This is a genomic window from Streptomyces sp. NPDC042100, assembly GCF_055582325.1.
The window spans coordinates 189,204-204,355 of the sequence record NZ_JBVJDK010000014.1 but is presented as its reverse complement, the minus strand read 5'-3'; the positions used below and the strand labels follow the sequence as shown (position 1 = coordinate 204,355).

General features: G+C 73.5%; 14 protein-coding genes. 5 read left to right on the top strand and 9 right to left on the bottom strand.

The annotated features are described in order from the left end of the window. Nucleotides 1-89: 89 nt before the first annotated feature. The 4 genes from ACZ6J5_RS28940 to ACZ6J5_RS28925 all read right to left on the bottom strand — a co-directional run bounded on the left by ACZ6J5_RS28940 (nucleotide 90) and on the right by ACZ6J5_RS28925 (nucleotide 4,464). The gene (locus ACZ6J5_RS28940) at nucleotides 90-1,100 is read right to left on the bottom strand and encodes a LacI family DNA-binding transcriptional regulator (protein ID WP_469396364.1); all 1,011 of its coding nucleotides are present in this window, start codon (nucleotides 1,098-1,100) and stop codon (nucleotides 90-92) included. 118 nt (nucleotides 1,101-1,218) lie between these two features. Then, entirely contained in the window at nucleotides 1,219-1,791 is a 573-nt protein-coding gene (locus ACZ6J5_RS28935; RefSeq protein ID WP_469396362.1) for a dihydrofolate reductase family protein, read from the bottom strand. Between the two features lie 64 nt (nucleotides 1,792-1,855). Beyond that, complete coding sequence (locus tag ACZ6J5_RS28930) at nucleotides 1,856-2,731, bottom strand: glycosyltransferase family 2 protein (RefSeq protein WP_469396361.1); 876 nt, start codon at nucleotides 2,729-2,731, stop codon at nucleotides 1,856-1,858. A 59-nt stretch (nucleotides 2,732-2,790) separates the two neighbouring features. Further along, on the bottom strand, nucleotides 2,791-4,464 hold the full coding sequence (locus ACZ6J5_RS28925; RefSeq protein ID WP_469396359.1) for a hypothetical protein: 1,674 nt from the start codon (nucleotides 4,462-4,464) through the stop codon (nucleotides 2,791-2,793). A gap of 268 nt (nucleotides 4,465-4,732) precedes the next feature. Here ACZ6J5_RS28925 and ACZ6J5_RS28920 point away from each other — a divergent pair, with 268 nt between their 5' ends. The 3 genes from ACZ6J5_RS28920 to ACZ6J5_RS28910 all read left to right on the top strand — a co-directional run bounded on the left by ACZ6J5_RS28920 (nucleotide 4,733) and on the right by ACZ6J5_RS28910 (nucleotide 7,376). Continuing rightward, on the top strand, nucleotides 4,733-5,833 hold the full coding sequence (locus ACZ6J5_RS28920; protein WP_469396358.1) for an NAD-dependent epimerase/dehydratase family protein: 1,101 nt from the start codon (nucleotides 4,733-4,735) through the stop codon (nucleotides 5,831-5,833). A gap of 59 nt (nucleotides 5,834-5,892) precedes the next feature. Further along, on the top strand, nucleotides 5,893-6,387 hold the full coding sequence (locus ACZ6J5_RS28915) for an NUDIX domain-containing protein (RefSeq protein WP_469396357.1): 495 nt from the start codon (nucleotides 5,893-5,895) through the stop codon (nucleotides 6,385-6,387). Between the two features lie 89 nt (nucleotides 6,388-6,476). Then, nucleotides 6,477-7,376: a mevalonate kinase family protein gene (locus ACZ6J5_RS28910; RefSeq protein ID WP_469396355.1), complete on the top strand. Its 900-nt coding sequence runs from the start codon at nucleotides 6,477-6,479 to the stop codon at nucleotides 7,374-7,376. Nucleotides 7,377-7,391: 15 nt separating this feature from the next. Here ACZ6J5_RS28910 and ACZ6J5_RS28905 read toward each other — a convergent pair whose 3' ends face one another. The 4 genes from ACZ6J5_RS28905 to ACZ6J5_RS28890 form a co-directional block, all read right to left on the bottom strand. Next, nucleotides 7,392-8,489 carry a radical SAM protein gene (locus ACZ6J5_RS28905; RefSeq protein WP_469396354.1) on the bottom strand — a complete coding sequence of 366 codons (1,098 nt, stop codon included), beginning with the start codon at nucleotides 8,487-8,489 and terminating at the stop codon, nucleotides 7,392-7,394. A gap of 63 nt (nucleotides 8,490-8,552) precedes the next feature. Continuing rightward, nucleotides 8,553-9,377, bottom strand: a complete 825-nt coding sequence (locus ACZ6J5_RS28900; RefSeq protein WP_469396352.1) for a carbohydrate ABC transporter permease — start codon at nucleotides 9,375-9,377, stop codon at nucleotides 8,553-8,555. Beyond that, nucleotides 9,374-10,288, bottom strand: a complete 915-nt coding sequence (locus tag ACZ6J5_RS28895) for a carbohydrate ABC transporter permease (protein WP_469396351.1) — start codon at nucleotides 10,286-10,288, stop codon at nucleotides 9,374-9,376. Before ACZ6J5_RS28895 ends, ACZ6J5_RS28900 begins: the two co-directional genes overlap by 4 nt. After that, entirely contained in the window at nucleotides 10,278-11,576 is a 1,299-nt protein-coding gene (locus ACZ6J5_RS28890; protein ID WP_469396349.1) for an extracellular solute-binding protein, read from the bottom strand. The genes ACZ6J5_RS28895 and ACZ6J5_RS28890 overlap by 11 nt, the downstream gene beginning before the upstream one ends. Before the next feature lie 196 nt (nucleotides 11,577-11,772). On the opposite strand from ACZ6J5_RS28890, the gene ACZ6J5_RS28885 reads away from it, so the two are divergent. Both ACZ6J5_RS28885 and ACZ6J5_RS28880 read left to right on the top strand, forming a co-directional pair. Further along, complete coding sequence (locus tag ACZ6J5_RS28885; protein WP_469396347.1) at nucleotides 11,773-12,948, top strand: serine/threonine protein kinase; 1,176 nt, start codon at nucleotides 11,773-11,775, stop codon at nucleotides 12,946-12,948. A gap of 10 nt (nucleotides 12,949-12,958) precedes the next feature. Next, the gene (locus tag ACZ6J5_RS28880; protein ID WP_469396345.1) at nucleotides 12,959-13,723 is read left to right on the top strand and encodes an HAD family hydrolase; all 765 of its coding nucleotides are present in this window, start codon (nucleotides 12,959-12,961) and stop codon (nucleotides 13,721-13,723) included. Here ACZ6J5_RS28880 and ACZ6J5_RS28875 read toward each other — a convergent pair. Next, complete coding sequence (locus ACZ6J5_RS28875) at nucleotides 13,674-15,137, bottom strand: N,N-dimethylformamidase beta subunit family domain-containing protein (RefSeq protein WP_469396344.1); 1,464 nt, start codon at nucleotides 15,135-15,137, stop codon at nucleotides 13,674-13,676. The genes ACZ6J5_RS28880 and ACZ6J5_RS28875 overlap by 50 nt on opposite strands. Nucleotides 15,138-15,152: the final 15 nt, after the last annotated feature.

Here is a 15,152-nt window from a genome sequence, read left to right as displayed (position 1 = left end):
AATGACAAAGGCACCGCATCCGGAGCCGTCGGAGGACGGCAGGAAACGGTGCCTATGCGGAGGAAGCGGCTCGGGCGCTCCCGGGGGCCTCAGCGGGCGGGCGGCGGGGCGGTGGAGCCGCGCACCACGAGCTCGGGCTCGAAGAGGAGCTCGCCCGGGTGCGAGTGGAGGCCCTGGATCTGGGAGCAGAGCAGGTCGACGGCGGCCCGGCCCATCGCCTCGATCGGCTGGCGGACCGTCGACAGCGGCGGCTCGGTGCAGTTCATGAAGGCGGAGTCGTCGAAGCCGAGGACGGAGACGTCGCCGGGGACGCTCAGCCCGCGCCGCCGGGCGGCCCGGATGGCGCCGAGCGCGAGCGGGTCGCTGGCGCAGACGATGCCGGTGACGCCCTGTTCCAGCAGGGCGTTGGCGGCGGCCTGGCCGCCTTCGAGGGAGAAGATCGAGCGGACGATCCGCTCCTCGGGCAGCGGGACGCCGGCCGCGTCGGCCGCGGCGCGGGCGGCCCGCAGCTTGCGGCGGGAGGGCACGTGGTCGGCGGGGCCGAGGAGCAGCCCGATCCGCTCGTGGCCGAGCGAGGACAGATGGCGCCAGGCCTGCTCGACGGCGACGGCGTCGTCGCAGGCGACGCAGGGGAAGTCCAGCCCCTCAATGGAGGCGTTGACCAGGACCACCGGGATGTTCCGCTCGGCGAGCTGGTGGTAGTGCTCGTGCGGGGCGTCGGCCTGCGCGAAGAGCCCGCCGGCGAAGACCACGCCGGAGACGTGCTGCTGGAGCAGGAGCTCGACGTAGTCGGCCTCGGAGACGCCGCCCTTGGTCTGGGTGCACAGCACGGGGGTGAGTCCCTGCTGGGCGAGGGCGCCGCCGATGACCTCGGCGAAGGCGGGGAAGATCGGGTTCTGCAGCTCGGGCAGGACCAGGCCGACGAGCCGGGCGCGCTCGCCGCGCAGTTGGGTGGGCCGCTCGTAGCCGAGCACGTCCAGGGCCGTGAGCACGGACTGCCGGGTGGCCTCGGAGACTCCCGGCTTGCCGTTGAGGACCCGGCTGACCGTCGCCTCGCTGACCCCCACCTTCTTCGCCACCTGAGCAAGTCGTCGCGTCATACACGCAAGACTAGCGCAAAGACCGCAAGACTTTGACAGTCGATTGCGGTCTCCGTGCAAACGGCTCCGGGCCCGGGGCCCGGAGCCGGGGTCCACCCGCCGACGTCGGCGGACGACGTCAGCGCACGACGTCGAAGACCTGCTTCTGCAGCCCGTTCGGGTAAGCCTCGCTCTCGACCAGCCGCAGCTTCTGGACGTCCTTGTCCGTGGCGCTGAACAGGCGCTTGCCCGCACCGAGCAGCAGCGGGAAGACCAGCAGGTGGTAACGGTCGATCAGGCCCGCGTCGGACAGCGCCCGGTTCAGGCTCGCGCTGCCGTGCACGATGATCGGTCCGCCCTCGGTCTCCTTGAGCGCGGCGACCTCGTCGAGCGAACGGAGGATCGTCGTCTCGCCCCAGTTCGCCACCAGGTCGTCCTCGGTGAGCGTGGTGGAAACGACGTACTTCGGCATCTCCTTGTAGTCGGCGAACTCCGCCATGTCCGGCCACACCGGACTGAACGCCTGGTAGCTGACCCGGCCGAGCAGCACGGCGGTGGCCTCCTGCTGCTCCCGGCCCTTGATCTCGAAGGACTCGGGAAGGAACTCGGTGTGCTTGAAGGTCCAGCCCGAGTTCCGGTAACCGGGCTCGCCGCCCGGGCCCTCCACGACCCCGTCGAGCGAGACGAAGGCGGTGCTGATCAGGGTGCGCATGTACTCGATTCCTCCGGTTCACAGTTGCTCGGCCGTACGGGACATGCGTACCACGCCGCTCCCGTCAGAGGATCGGCGGGCGCCCCAGGCGGGTCATCCGCCAGACCGTGCGCCAGCGCATCGGGCGCCGCTCGCCGCAGGAGGTGCGCAGGCCCGCGAAGAACCCGCCCCACCAGGCCCTGAGGCCCGCCGCGTCGCGGGTGCGCAGCAGGGTGATGAGGATCCACACGCCCAGGTAGACCGGGATCAGCGGGAGCGGGAGACGGCGGCGGGCCAGCCAGACCCGGTTGCGGGCGGTGTTGCGGAAGTAGACGGCGTGCCGGGCCGGGGAGGTCCTCGGGTGCTGGAGGACCAGCTCCGGTTCGTAGACGATCCGCCAGCCGGCGTCCAGGGCCCGCCAGGCCAGGTCGGACTCCTCGTGCGTGAAGAAGAACTCCCCGGGCCACAGGCCGGTCTGACGGAGCATCGGCATCGAGAAGGCGTGGCCGCCGCCGAGGAACGCGGTCACCTCGCCGCCGCGCATCGGGTCGTCCGCCCGCAGTCGGGGGATCCAGCGCCGCTCGGTGTGGCCGTGCTCGTCGGCGACCCGGAAGCCCACGATCCCCAGCCCGGGATCCGCCGCGAACAGGTCCCGGACCCGGCGGAACACGTCGTCGGCGATGAGCAGCCCGTCGTCGTCCAGTTCGACGACGACGTCGACCTCGCCCGAGTCGCGCAGCAGCTCCAGGCCGACGTTGCGGCCCCCGGGGCAGCCCAGGTTCTCCGCCAGCGGGATCTTCGTCGCGTCCGTCGCGACGTCGGTCAGGGGGGTCGCGTTGCCCACCAGGACCACCCGCTCCGCGGGCACGTCCTGCTTCTCCACCGAAGCGAGCAGCGCCTCCAGCTCCCGCGGGCGGTTGCCCATGGTGACGATGACGACTCCGATGCGCGGCAAGGACATGGCGGTGAACTCCAGTTGTCGGCGAAGTGCCGATGCTAGCCCCGCGCGGAGCCGTCCCCTCACCCGGCCGTCAGCAGGACCCCCTCGTAGGCCAGCCACTGCGCGAAGGCGTGCAGCCCTTTCCGCTCGCCGGTCGCCGGGGCCCAGCCGGGCGGCCGGGGAGCGTCCGCGAACCCGGGCCGGTCGGCGGGTTCTCCGGCGGACGCCGCCGGGTCCTCGCGCACCGGCACGGGGCGGACGGCGGAGTGCACGGCCCGCGCCAGCGCGCCCAGAACCGCCGGCTTCTCCCCCGCCACGGTCAGCACGCGTACGGCGGGCCGGGCCAGGAGCACCGCCGCCACGGCGTCGGCCAGGTCGTCGACGTACACCGGGTACACCTCGCGCTCCGGGTCGCCCGGCACGGTCACGGGCCGGCCGCGCAGGGCGTCCCACACCATCCGGCCGATCGGCGTGTGGCGCGAGCACCCCGGTCCGTACACCTCCCCCACCCGCAGGGTGTACGGGCGCCCCCCGCCACCCGGGGTGACGGTGAGCGCCCGCTCCGGGGCGCCCTCGCGCAGTCCGCCGAGGTCCACCACGGCGTCCGGGGCCGCGTCCCCGGTCAGGTCGGCGAGCCGGCGCGCCAGGTGCTCGCCGAGCGGGGAGGCGCCGCCGCGCACGACGAGTCCCCGGCCCGCCCCGGGGGCCGCGGCGCGGCGCCGGACCGGGGCGGCGGCGGCCTCGCGCCCGGCGTCGAGGGCTCGGCGGGCCACCGCCGCGAGGGCGTCGCGGCGGGCGGCGATCCGCTCCTCGGTGCTGGTGTCGCTGATGCCGCCGGGACCGATGGTGGCCAGTGCCTCGGCCGCCGTCTCGGGGTGCGGGGCGGTGCCGCCGAGCCGGGCGGCCTCGTGGCCCATGGCGAGGGCGGTCAGCCAGGTGCCCCGGACGTCGGGCCTGTCGGCGCCCGGGCCGGGCGGCGTCAGCAGCGTCCCGGGCAGGCCCAGGCCGCGCAGGTACTGCTCGGCGTCAAGGTGCAGCCAGCGCTCGGGGCCGGGGCCCGGGACCCGTACCGCGCACCGGGCCACGCCGTGCTTGAAGAAGGGCAGCACCCGCAGTCCGGTCAGCCGCCGCTCCTCGTCGCCGGGGCGGTCGCCGGGCAGGAAGCAGACCGAACGGCGGGGCCCCCGGAAGGCGTTGCCGGAGATCGAGCCTCGGTCCTCGTGCTCGGCGAGGCTGGGCACGGAGACGTACCGGGGGACGCCCTCCTCCTTCAGGTAGCGGTGCATGAGGATGTCGTCGGGCCAGCCGCCGAGGCGCGCCCGCCCGTAGCCGGCGAAGCCCTCGGCGACGGCCCTCGGCAGGACGATCGCCACGCAGGGGAAGTACTCGTTGGCCGCGCCCACCCAGCGGGCGCCGGTCAGCGCGCCGAAGCGGACGGCGGCGCCGTTGCGGGAGTCCCACAGGGCGAAGAGGGCGAGGGCGGCGTCCGGCATCGCGTCCACCGCGAGCCGCACCCGCTCGAAGAACGTTTCGGACAACACCATGTCGTCCTGGACCACCAGTTGATGTGTGGCGCCCTCCTCGATCGCCTCCCACGCGGCGAGCGCGGTGCGCAGCACCGAGGGGGTGCCCGTCGGGTCGGGGTCCATCACCACGCGCAGGGCGCCCGGCGGAGCCGCCTCGGCCGTCCTCTCTGCGGCTCGACGACGCTTGGGGTGGGTCATGACGACCCCGCTGAGCCGATGACGGGTCACGCGGTCTCTCCTCTTCCGTAGCCGGATCCGGTGGTCGCGAGGGGTTCCCGAAGGGGTCCGGGAGGCGCGCCCGGGGCTCCGGGCCCGCCGGATCCGGACAGTACGGAGGGCTCCCGGGCCCCGCAAGAGTGCCGAATCCGCCCTCTGGCGGAGTGACGGGAGGGCCACGGATGCTGACCTGACGCGCCTGGGGACGATCTCCGTTCGGGGACCTCCGGGCGCGTCCGCTCGCCCCACGAGTTCGTCGTCGACCCCGGAAGGGACGTTCATGTCCGCTGGATCGCACGCGTTATCGAACGGCACGAAGGGCACGAACGGAACGGGAGCCGCCCTCGGGGACTCGGTCGAGTCCCGGCTGGAGAAGCTCCGCGACGCCCGGGTCGTCGTCACCGGCGGAGGGGGCCTGGTGGGGAGCCGGCTGGTCACCCTCCTGCGCCGGGCCGGCGCGGAGGTGGCCGTCCTGGACCGGATGGACGCCTATCCGGAGTCCGCCCACGCCACCTTCGGCACGGCGCGCTCCGGGGCCCGGCTGGTGGTGGGCGACGTCCGCGACCGGGCGGCGGTCGCCGGGCTGTTCACGGACGCCGACTTCGTGGTGCACGCCGCCGCCTACGCGGACGTGGCGGCCTGCACCCGGCGCCCCGACATCGCGTTCCGGGCCAATGTGGAGGGCACCCAGACCGTCCTGGAGGAGGCGGCGCGGGCACGGGTGCGACGGCTGGTGCTGGTGTCCTCGGCGTCGGTGTACGGCGACGGGCCCGCCGACTCCCCGGGCCCGCACGTCTTCCACGAGGACCAGGCGCTCTTCCCCCTGTCGGTGTACGCGAACGGCAAGCTGTGGGCGGAGCACCAGACGCGGCTGATGCTCGGGGCGGACTCGGGCTGCGAGTACGCCATCGTCCGCTACTTCTCGGTGTACGGGGAGCCGCAGATCCCCAAGCCGGGCAGTCACTCGTGGATGGTGCCCTGGCTGTCGCTCCAGGCGCGGCTGGGCCGCCCGATGCGGCTGAACGGGGGCGGGGTCCAGGTCCGCGACCTGGTGCACGTCGAGGACGTGGCGGAGGCGACGGCGCTGGCGCTGGTCGAGGAGGGGATGGCGGAGCGGACCGTGAACGTCGGGACGGGCGTGCCGACCTCGGTCCGGGAGGTCGCGGACCTGGTGCAGCGCCACTTCCCGGAGGCCCGCCGGATCGTCACCCCGCGCCCCGAGGGCGACCCGCTGGGCGGCTACGCCGACACCGGGCGCGCCGAGGAGCTGCTGCGCTGGCGGGCCCGGGTGGACGTGACGGAGGGGGTGGAGCGGTATGTGCGCTGGCTGCTCGCCACGCCGGAGGCGATGCCGCGCTGGCTAGTGGAGGACCGCGCGTGACACCCTGCGGCTCCCTGGCCGCGCGGGGCGCGGCCGACGGCACAGGAGGCGGTGCGGGCATGGGTTACGTCGGGTCGTACATCTGGGAGCTGCGGCAGCGGGTGGGCCGGCGGAAGCTGCTCGTGCCCGGTGCGCAGGTGCTGCTGCTGGACGCGGCGGGCCGGGGGCTGTTCCAGCAGCGGGCCGACACCGGCGTGTGGGAGCTGCCCGCGGGCGCCTGCGAGGAGGACGGCGACTTCGCGGACGCGGCGGTGCGGGAGGTGGCGGAGGAGACCGGGCTGCGGGTGGACCGCGCGGACCTGGTGGCCTTCGGCTCGCTGTCCGACCCGGCCGTGCACACCCTGACGTACCCGAACGGGGACGTCACGCACTGCTTCGCGCTGTGCTTCGTGGCCCGGCGCTGGTCCGGGGAGCTCGCGCCCGGTGCGGACGAGGTGCGGCGGGCGGGGTTCCGGCCCCTGGACGGGCCGCCGGATCCGCTGCACCCGCCGACGCGGGTGGTGCTGTCGATGTATCAGGCGTTCCAGCGGGACGGGAGGTTCCAGGCGAGATGAGCGGAGAGCAGGGGCCGATACGCGCGGTGGTGCCGTGCCGGGCGTGTCTGTCGGGTGAGGATCTGGACTGGCTGGGCGGGGGGCGTTCGGTGAGTCTCGCGCTGGGCCTTCCGACGACGGTGGAGGTGCTTCCTCGGGCGTCCCGGGCGACCGGTCCCCCGGAGCCGCCGGGTGGCTGGCGGGGCGAGGTGTGGGCGTTCCTGCGCGGCCGGCTGCCGGGGCTCGGCCCGGTGCCGCCGCCGGTCCGGGTGCGCAGCGAGGCGCCCCAGGCGAGCGGCCTGTCCTCGTCGACGGCGCTGATCGTGGCGCTGTTCGGGGCGTTCGCGACGGCGGGCGCGCCGGGCCGGGTGCCGCCCTCGGACCGTACGCTCGCCCGCTGGGCGTACGAGTTCGAGTTCGCCCGGTTCAACGGGGGCGGGATGGACCACCTGGCCGTCGTCGAGGGCGGTGCGCTGCTGCTCGACGGGCGGGAGCGGGGGCTGCCGGTGGTGCGGGAGCGGCTGGAGCTGCCGCCGGAGTGGCGGGTGGTCGTGGTGGACTCGGGCACCCGCAAGGACACCCGGAACCACATCCGGGACGTGCGGGCCCGGCTCGCGGCCGGCGACCGGGCGCTCGCGGCGTACCGGCGGGCGGCCGACGGGGCCTCGGGGCGGGTGTGGGAGGCGCTGCGCGGCCGGGACCTGCCGGCGCTCGGGGCGGCGATGGGCGAGGCGCACGCCGCCATGCGGGACCACCAGGGCATGTCGACACCGCTCCTGGAGGAGCTGCGGCGCGCGGCGGCGCTCTCCGCGGGCCTGTCGCTGAAGCTGAGCGGGGCCGGCGGCGGGGGTGCCCTGGTCGGCGTCTGCCGGGCGGACGCGCTGGCGGAGACGGTGGAGCGGCTGGGCCGGGCGCTCGGCCGGTCCTTCCCGGGGGCCCGGGTGCTGCCGACGACGGCGGCGCCCGGGACCCGGCGGACCGGCGGCCCGCTGCCGGTCCCGGGCGGCTAGCGGCCCCTGGGGCTCCTACAGGAAGGGGTCGTAGTCGTCGACGGGCGGGAGCTCGCCGGTTCCGCGGGCGATGCGCTCGAGCTCCAGGTTGGAGCGGTGGCGGGCGCAGTGGAACCGGCAGTCCCGGCTCGGGTCGACGATGCCTCGGTCGGAGTCCCGCCAGAGGGTGGCGAGGTCGTCGGTGACGGCGTCGCCGATGCGGGCGAGCGGGTTGCCCCGGTGGTAGGCGCAGACGTACACCCCGGACGGGGTGATGAGGGTGCGCAGTTCGGCGACCCGGCAGCGGTCGTACGCCTTGGGCTGGGCGGCTCCGGCGTCGTTGCGCAGCGAGGTGAGCGTGGAGGAGTTGACGAGCTGGAAGCGCTCGCTCTCCAGCCGGGCGGCCTGGGCGAGCTGCGCGTCGACGGAGGCCAGGAGTTCGCCGGGGACCTGCACGATGTGGTGGTCGTCGTCGAACATGGCCTTGGTCTCGAAGTAGTCGCAGCCGATGTCGTGGGCGAGTTCGGCGGCGGCCAGCACCTCGTGGTGGTTGGTGACGGTGCTGCCGTCGGGTTCCTGGCGGGACATCACGAGGAAGGAGTAGCCGAGGGCGCCGCGCTTCTCGGCGGCGAGCAGCCGCATGTTCTCGATGACCTTGTCGAAGACGCTGCGGCCCTTGCGGTCGGGCCGGAACCGCCCGTAGGTGGCGGCGGTGCCGGCGTCGACGGAGACCCGGACCCAGGAGGCGTACCGGGCCAGCTCGGAGAGGTTCTGGCGGATCATCGTGCCGTTGGTGACGACCCCGACGGCCAGACCGGCCTCTCCGAGGACGTGTAAGACCCTGCGGGTGCCGCGGTGGGCGAGGGGTTCGCCGCCGCCGATCAGGACCACGGCGCGGACGCCCATGGCGACGATCTCCTCGGCGAGGGCGGCGAGCCGGTCGGGGGTGAAGCGGCCCTGGTTCAGGAGCTTGCCGCTGATGCACTCGGGGCAGGCGAGGTCGCAGAAGGTGGTCGGGTCGAGGTCGACGACGAGCGGGGCGCTGGACGGGGCACCGGACGCGGCCTGCAGGACGCGGGGCCAGCCGGCCGGCTGGTACAGCTTGGAGACGAGGTCGAGGCGGTCGTGCGTCACGGGATCCTCCTGAGGACATGGGAAGGGTGCCGCCGGGCGGCCGGACGCCTCCTGCGGTCGGGCTCAGCCCTTGACCGCGCCGACGGCGAGGCCGGAGGCGATCCTGCGCTGGACGGCGAGGAAGAAGACCACGACGGGCAGGGCGGTCAGGGTGGCGCCCGCCATGAGCCCGCCGTAGTCGGTGCCGAAGCCGGTCTGGAAGGACACCAGCCAGATGCTGACGGTCTGCTTCTCCGGCGTGGACAGCAGGACGTAGACGAGGACGTACTCGTTCCACGCCTGCACGAGGGCGAAGACGGAGGTGGCGACGAGGCCGGGGGCGAGCAGCGGCAGGGTGACCCGGCAGAAGGCGCCGAGTCTGCCGCAGCCGTCGACCAGGGCGGCCTCCTCCAGTTCGACGGGGACGGCGACGACGAAGCCGTGCAGCATCCACACCGTGAACGGCAGGGTGAAGACGAGGTAGACGAGGACGACTCCGGCGAGGCTGTCGGTCATCCCGGCGTCGTTGAGCAGCAGGTACACCGGGATGATCAGGGCCGCGAGCGGGATCATCTGGACGGTGAGCAGCACCAGGACGAAGGCCTTGCGCCCGGCGAAGCGGAAGCGGGCGAGGGCGTAGGCGGCGAGGGTGCCGACGACGAGGGAGACGGCGACGGTGCCGAGTCCGATGACGACGCTGGAGCGCACGTTGGCCCAGAAGGTCTCGGTGGACAGGGCGCGGGCGAAGTTGTCGAGGGTGGGCCGGGCGGGCCAGAACGCGGGGGGCAGGCTGAGGATGTCGGTGGCCGGCCGGAAGGCGGTGAGCACCATCCAGTAGACGGGGAATCCGGTCACGGCGGCGACGAGCAGGCCGAGCAGGTCGTGGCGGAGGGCCGGCCGTCGCCTCACTCGATCTCTCCCGTCCGCAGCATCTGGCGCAGGTAGACGACGGAGCCGGCCAGCAGCAGCACGACGGTGACGAGGGCGATGGCGGCGCCGGTGCTGTAGCGGTTGACGGCGAAGGACTCGATGAAGGAGTAGACGCCGAGGAGGTAGTACTCGCGCTCGGGCTGGCCGCCGCGCAGCAGCCAGATCTGGTTGAAGACGCCGAAGTCCCAGATGGCGGTGAGCGTGGTGACGAGGAGGAAGACGGGTTTGATCACCGGGAGGGTGATGAGCCGCAGGATCTGCATCGGCCGGGCGCCGTCGAGGACGGCGGACTCCTCCAGTTCGGGCGGGACCTGGGCGAGCGCGGCGCGCAGGGTGATGGCGACGAAGGGCAGCGAGCCCCAGACGACCACGGCGACGATGACGGCGAAGCCCTGCCAGGGGTCGGTGAACCAGTTGTGCCGCTCCAGGTCGACGCCGGGCAGCGTGGAGAGCGTCCAGTTCACCACCCCGTAGTCGGCGTCGAAGAGCCAGCGGAAGATCGAGCCGGCGACCATCACGGGCATCGCCCACACGGTGACGAGGACGCCCGCCATGACGGCGCGCACCCAGGGGCGGACCCGGTGCATGAGCAGCGCGGTGAACAGTCCGCTGAGCATGGTGAGGACGACGCAGACGACGGTGAACAGGACCGTGCGGGCGACGACCGTCCAGAAGAAGCCGTCGCCGAGGATCCGTTCGAACTGGTCGAGCCCGGCCCAGGGCGGCGCGGTGCCGCTGAAGAGCTGCTCGCGGGTCATGTCCTGGAAGGCGAGCGCGACCATGTCGACGAGCGGGTAGCCGAGGACGAGGACGAGCGCGAGGACGGTGGGGCCGATGAGCAGGTACGGCAGGAGGGCCGGGGACCGTCGCCGCGCCCGGTCAGCGCTCATTGATCACTTCGTCGATCCGCCGGTCCGCCTCCTTGGCCGCGTCCGCGACCGACGCCTTGCCGGTGGCGATGCGTTCGAGCATCTCGGGGAGCACGTTGGACTTCTCCACCGAGGTCCAGCCGGGGGCCAGCGGGGTGACCCAGCCTCGGGCGGCGGCCTGGGCGGCGGGCCCGTTGATGCCGCCGGCGGCGACGTCGGCGAGCTGCGCGGTGTTGTTGGGCAGGGTGTTGGCGGCGATCAGCGTCTGCTGGGACTTCCGGTCGGTGAAGAGCTTGATCCAGGCGGTGGCGAGCTCCTTGCGGTCCGACTTGGCGGGCACCGCGAGGGTGGAGCCGCCGAGGAAGGGCGGCAGGACCTGTCCGGAGGGGCCGGGGAAGGCGAAGGTGCCGAACTTCCCCTTCAGCTTGGGGTCGCCGCCGGAGCGGGCGTCGGCGGCGGCCTCCGCCTCCCAGGTGTTGCCGTAGAAGACGCCGACGCGGCCCTGGCCGACGACGGCCGGCTGGTCCCCGTTGTCCTTGGCGCGGTCGCCGACGTAGTAGGTGTCGATGAGGTGCTTCCAGGTGGTGAGCCCGGCGACGGAGCGGGGGGAGGACAGGGCGCCCTTCCAGCGGTCGCCGTCCTTGACGGCCATCTCGCCGCCGGCGTCCTTCACGAAGGCCATGGCGGCGTACCAGTACCGGCCGGGCATGTAGAAGGCGGAGAAGCCGGGGTCCTTCGCGCCGAAGGTGCTCTTCAGCCGGTCGAGGGCGGTGATCAGCTCGGGGTAGCTGCGGGGCGGCCCGGCGACGCCGGCGCGGGTGAGGTAGTCGGTGCGGTAGACGCCGACGCGGGCGCCCGCGTAGTAGGGCACGCAGTAGGTCGTGCCGCCGTCGCGACAGGCGTCGGCGAGCGCCGGGAGCCAGCGGCCGGACTGCTCGAAGGCGGCCGGATCGAGCGGGGCGAAGGCGCGGTTGACGATGTAATTGGTGGTCTCGCTGTTGCCCATCTCCACCACGTCGGGCACGTTCCGGCCGGCGAGGACGGCGTCCAGCTTCTGGTTCTTCGTCGTCCACTGCTGGTACTGGACGTCGACCTCGACACCGGGGTGGGCCGCGGCGAAGCGCTTGCCGACGTCGTCGACGAGCTCCGGCCAGCTCTCCTTGGCGTCGACGGCGAGCCAGACCGTCAGCTTCCCGCCCTTCCCCGCGTCCGCTCCTCCCGAGCCCGCTCCCCCCGACCCGCATCCGGCGGCGGCCAGTGACAGGAGCAGCGCCAGGACGACGGGCCTGCGGGACATGCGAAGGGCCATGGATTCCTCCGTGCGGGCTTCGGGGACGGTGTCCTGCCTACCCCGCGGACACGGATGAGTCGCGAGGACACGGACATTCGGCCGGAAGAAGCCGCTCGCTGTCCCGCGAACGGAGGGCGACCTTGACGCCCCCGCCACCGCACCCTCAGGTTGGGCCTCTGCGTCACCCACACGACCCCGATCGAAGGGCTTGTACGTGACCGAGCAGACGACGACCGCGTCCGATGCCACCCCCGACACCCCGGCGCGGCCGGTACGGGTCAACTCCTGGAACGGCTGGGACCCGCTGCGCCATGTGATCGTCGGGCGGGCCGAGGGCACCGTGGTCCAGGCGCCGGAGCACGCGGTGCGCCGGGACTATCCGGACGACGGCTTCCCGCTGGGCACGTTCGGGCCGATGCCCGAGGACATGGTGGCGGAGGCCGACGAGCAGCTGGACGCCTTCGCCGCGATGCTGCGGCGGCGCGGCGTCCGGGTGGACCGCCCGACCCCGGTCGCCTTCGACCGGCCGGTGAGCACGCCCGAGTGGACGCACGACTCGATGTTCGGGTGCATGCCGCCGCGCGACCTGCTGCTGACCGTCGGCAACGAGGTCCTGGAGGCCACGATGTCGTACCGGGCCCGCTGGCACGAGTACCTGTGCTACCGGCCGGTGCTGCAGGAGCTGTTCGACTCCGACGAGCGGATGCGCTGGGAGGCGGCGCCGAAGCCCCGGCTCACGGATGCCTCGTACAACACCGGCTTCTGGGACACGTACAACGAGCTGTCCACCGAGGAGCAGCTGGCCCGGGTGCGGGACTACGACCTGGTGCTGACCGAGGCGGAGCCGCTGTTCGACGCGGCCGACGTGGCGCGCTTCGGCAAGGACCTGTTCGTGCAGCTGTCGTTCGTGACGAACAAGAGCGGCTACCGGTGGCTCAAGCGGCACTTCCCGGACCACCGGGTGCACGTGGTGACCTCGACCAACACCCATCCGCTGCACATCGACGCGACCTGGGTGCCGCTGCGCCCGGGCCTCGTGCTGCACTGCGGGGAGCGGCTGGCGGACGCCGAGCTGATGGAGTTCTTCAGGCGGAACGACTGGGAGATCGTGGAGGCGGTGCAGCCGGCGAGCTGGGACCATCCGCCGAAGCTGTCGTTCTGCAGCCCGTGGCTCGCCGGGAACATGCTGAACCTGGACGAGAACACGCTGTGCGTCGAGGAGAACGAGGTGCGGCTCTCCGAGCAGCTGTCCTCGTACGGCTTCGAGATCGTGCCGGTGCCGTTCCGGGCCGTGGGCCCGTTCGGCGGCGGGCTGCACTGCGCGACCGTGGACATCGAGCGGGACGGCACCCTCCAGGACTACTTCCCGCGCCGGTACGGGCGTTACTGAGGCCGGGCCGGTGCGGGAGGAGCCGCGGATCCGGGCCGTCGTGTTCGACTTCTACGGGACGCTGGTGCGGATGGTGGAGCCGCTGCCGCCGGACCACCGGGAGATCTTCGTACGCCATGGGCTCGCCGCCCAGGGCGCCCGCTGGGGCGACCGGTGGGCGGTGGGCCCGGCCGAGGGCGAGGAGCACGCGGCGCACTCGGTGAGCGAGGCGGCGTACACCCGGTGGGAGCGGGCCCGGCTGCGGCGCCGGGCGCGGGGCTGCGGGGTGCCGGAGGCGGCGCTGGACGGCCTGGTCGAGGAGATCGACTCGGCGATGAAGGCGGTCCGGCTGGAGCTCTTCGCGGACGTCCCCGGCGTCCTCGGGGAGCTCCGCGCCCGGGGGCTGCTGGTCGGGATCTGCTCCAACTGGTTCTGGGACCTGGAGGAGTGCGTGGCCGCCGCCGGGCTGGCCGACCGCGTGGACGTGGTGGTCGGCTCGGCCCGGGCGGGGGCGCGCAAGCCGCATCCGCTGATCTACCGGGAGCTGCTGTCCCGGTGCGGGGCGGCCCCGGCGGAGGTGCTGTTCGTGGGCGACATGTGGGCGCCCGACGTGCGGGGTCCGCTGGCGGCCGGGATGCGGGCGGCGCACCTGTGCCGGCCGGACCCGGCGGTGACCGGTCCGGAGCCGCCCCTGCCGCCGGGGGCGGTCCGGATCCGGGGACTCGCGGAGCTGCTCGGGGAGCCGCTCAGGGGGCCGGGGCCCGGTGCCGCAGCCGGTCCAGCAGATTGCGGGTGACCCGGACGACGCCGGGGTCCTCCTCGCGGCCGCAGACCACGGGCCAGTCGGTGGTGCCGGCCGTGAAGACGGTGCCGCCGGCGGTGTACAGGCCCATGGTGGCGGCGCGCGGGCCGGTCAGGTGCGGTTCGCGGGCCGGGCCGTTCCAGTGGCCCCACATGAAGGCGTGGAAGTCGTCGTGGAACGGCTCCAGGAGGTGGAGGCCGAGGATGAGGAAGGAGGCGGGGGTGCCGTCGGCGCCGGTGGGGCGGGCGGTGCCGTGCTCGTCGTACGCGAGGTCGGCGCCGTCGCACTCGTAGCCGATGAGCGGGGTGCCGGCGCCGAGCCGGTCCGGTTCCGTCCCGCCGGAGCCGTCGCGCAGTCCGGTGCCGGCCCAGATCCAGTGCTCGGCGTGCTGGACGGTGTAGCCGGCGCGGGGCCGGTCGCCGGGCCATTCGGTGCTCGGCCACATTCCGCCGGTGCGGAAACTGACACCGGTCAGGGAGTTCTCCGGCCGGCCCGCCCCGTCGGGCCGAGGCGCCCACCACTGGTCGGTGGCGGGAACGTGCGGATAAACGTCTCCGACATGATGGTCGGTGTCGGAGACGAAGGCGGTGTTCCGGTCGGTGGGGTGCACCCGCCACCAGCAGGTGTTGGCGCTGAGAAAGGCGATGTTCCCGCCCTCGCGCACGAATTCCTCGGCGTGGTCGCGCATCGCCTCGCTCCAGTATTCGTCGTGCCCGACGCTGAGCAGCAGGTCGTAGGAGGCGAGCAGTTCGGGGTCCTCGTGCAGATCGAGGTCGGTGCAGAATTCGACGGGATAGCCGTGTCGTTCGAGCCAGGCGATGAAGGGGGCGTCCCAGTAGGCGAGGTCGATCACTCCGCCGGGGCGGCGCAGGCTGACCTGGTGGCCGCGCGGGGTGCCGGCTGCGCCCTCGCGGTACACGGGGTGGTCGTAGAGGCTGGCCCCCCGGTCGGCGCCGGGCCGGTCGGCGCGGTTGTAGGCGTGCCGGGTGAAGGTGGACTTCTTGTAGAGGATGCGGGAGCGGCTGCCCGCCCGCCGGGGCCTGACCACGAAGAACTCGCGGCCGTGGCCCTCGATCCCGGAGGCGTCGAGGGGCGGCGGCGCGGTGCCGTCGGCCCGGTCCTCGACGAGTTCGACGAGGTACATCCCGGGCGTCCACTCCTCGGGGACGCGCAGGGTGTGCGCCGGCCAGTTCCAGTCCTCGGCGGGCGAGGCGCGGCCGGGGACGCCGTCGGGGTGCGCGGGCGGCCGGTGTTCCCCTCCGGGTATCCGCTCCCCGGTGCCGACGTGGCGCAATTCCTTTCCCAGGCGGTAGAACCTCGGCCGGAATCCCGCCGCGTCGGTGGAGACGTGGAGGGCGAGTTCTCCGCCGGATCGGACGCTTTCGCTGCCCAGATATCCTTCGATCATCGCGCCAGGCTAGAC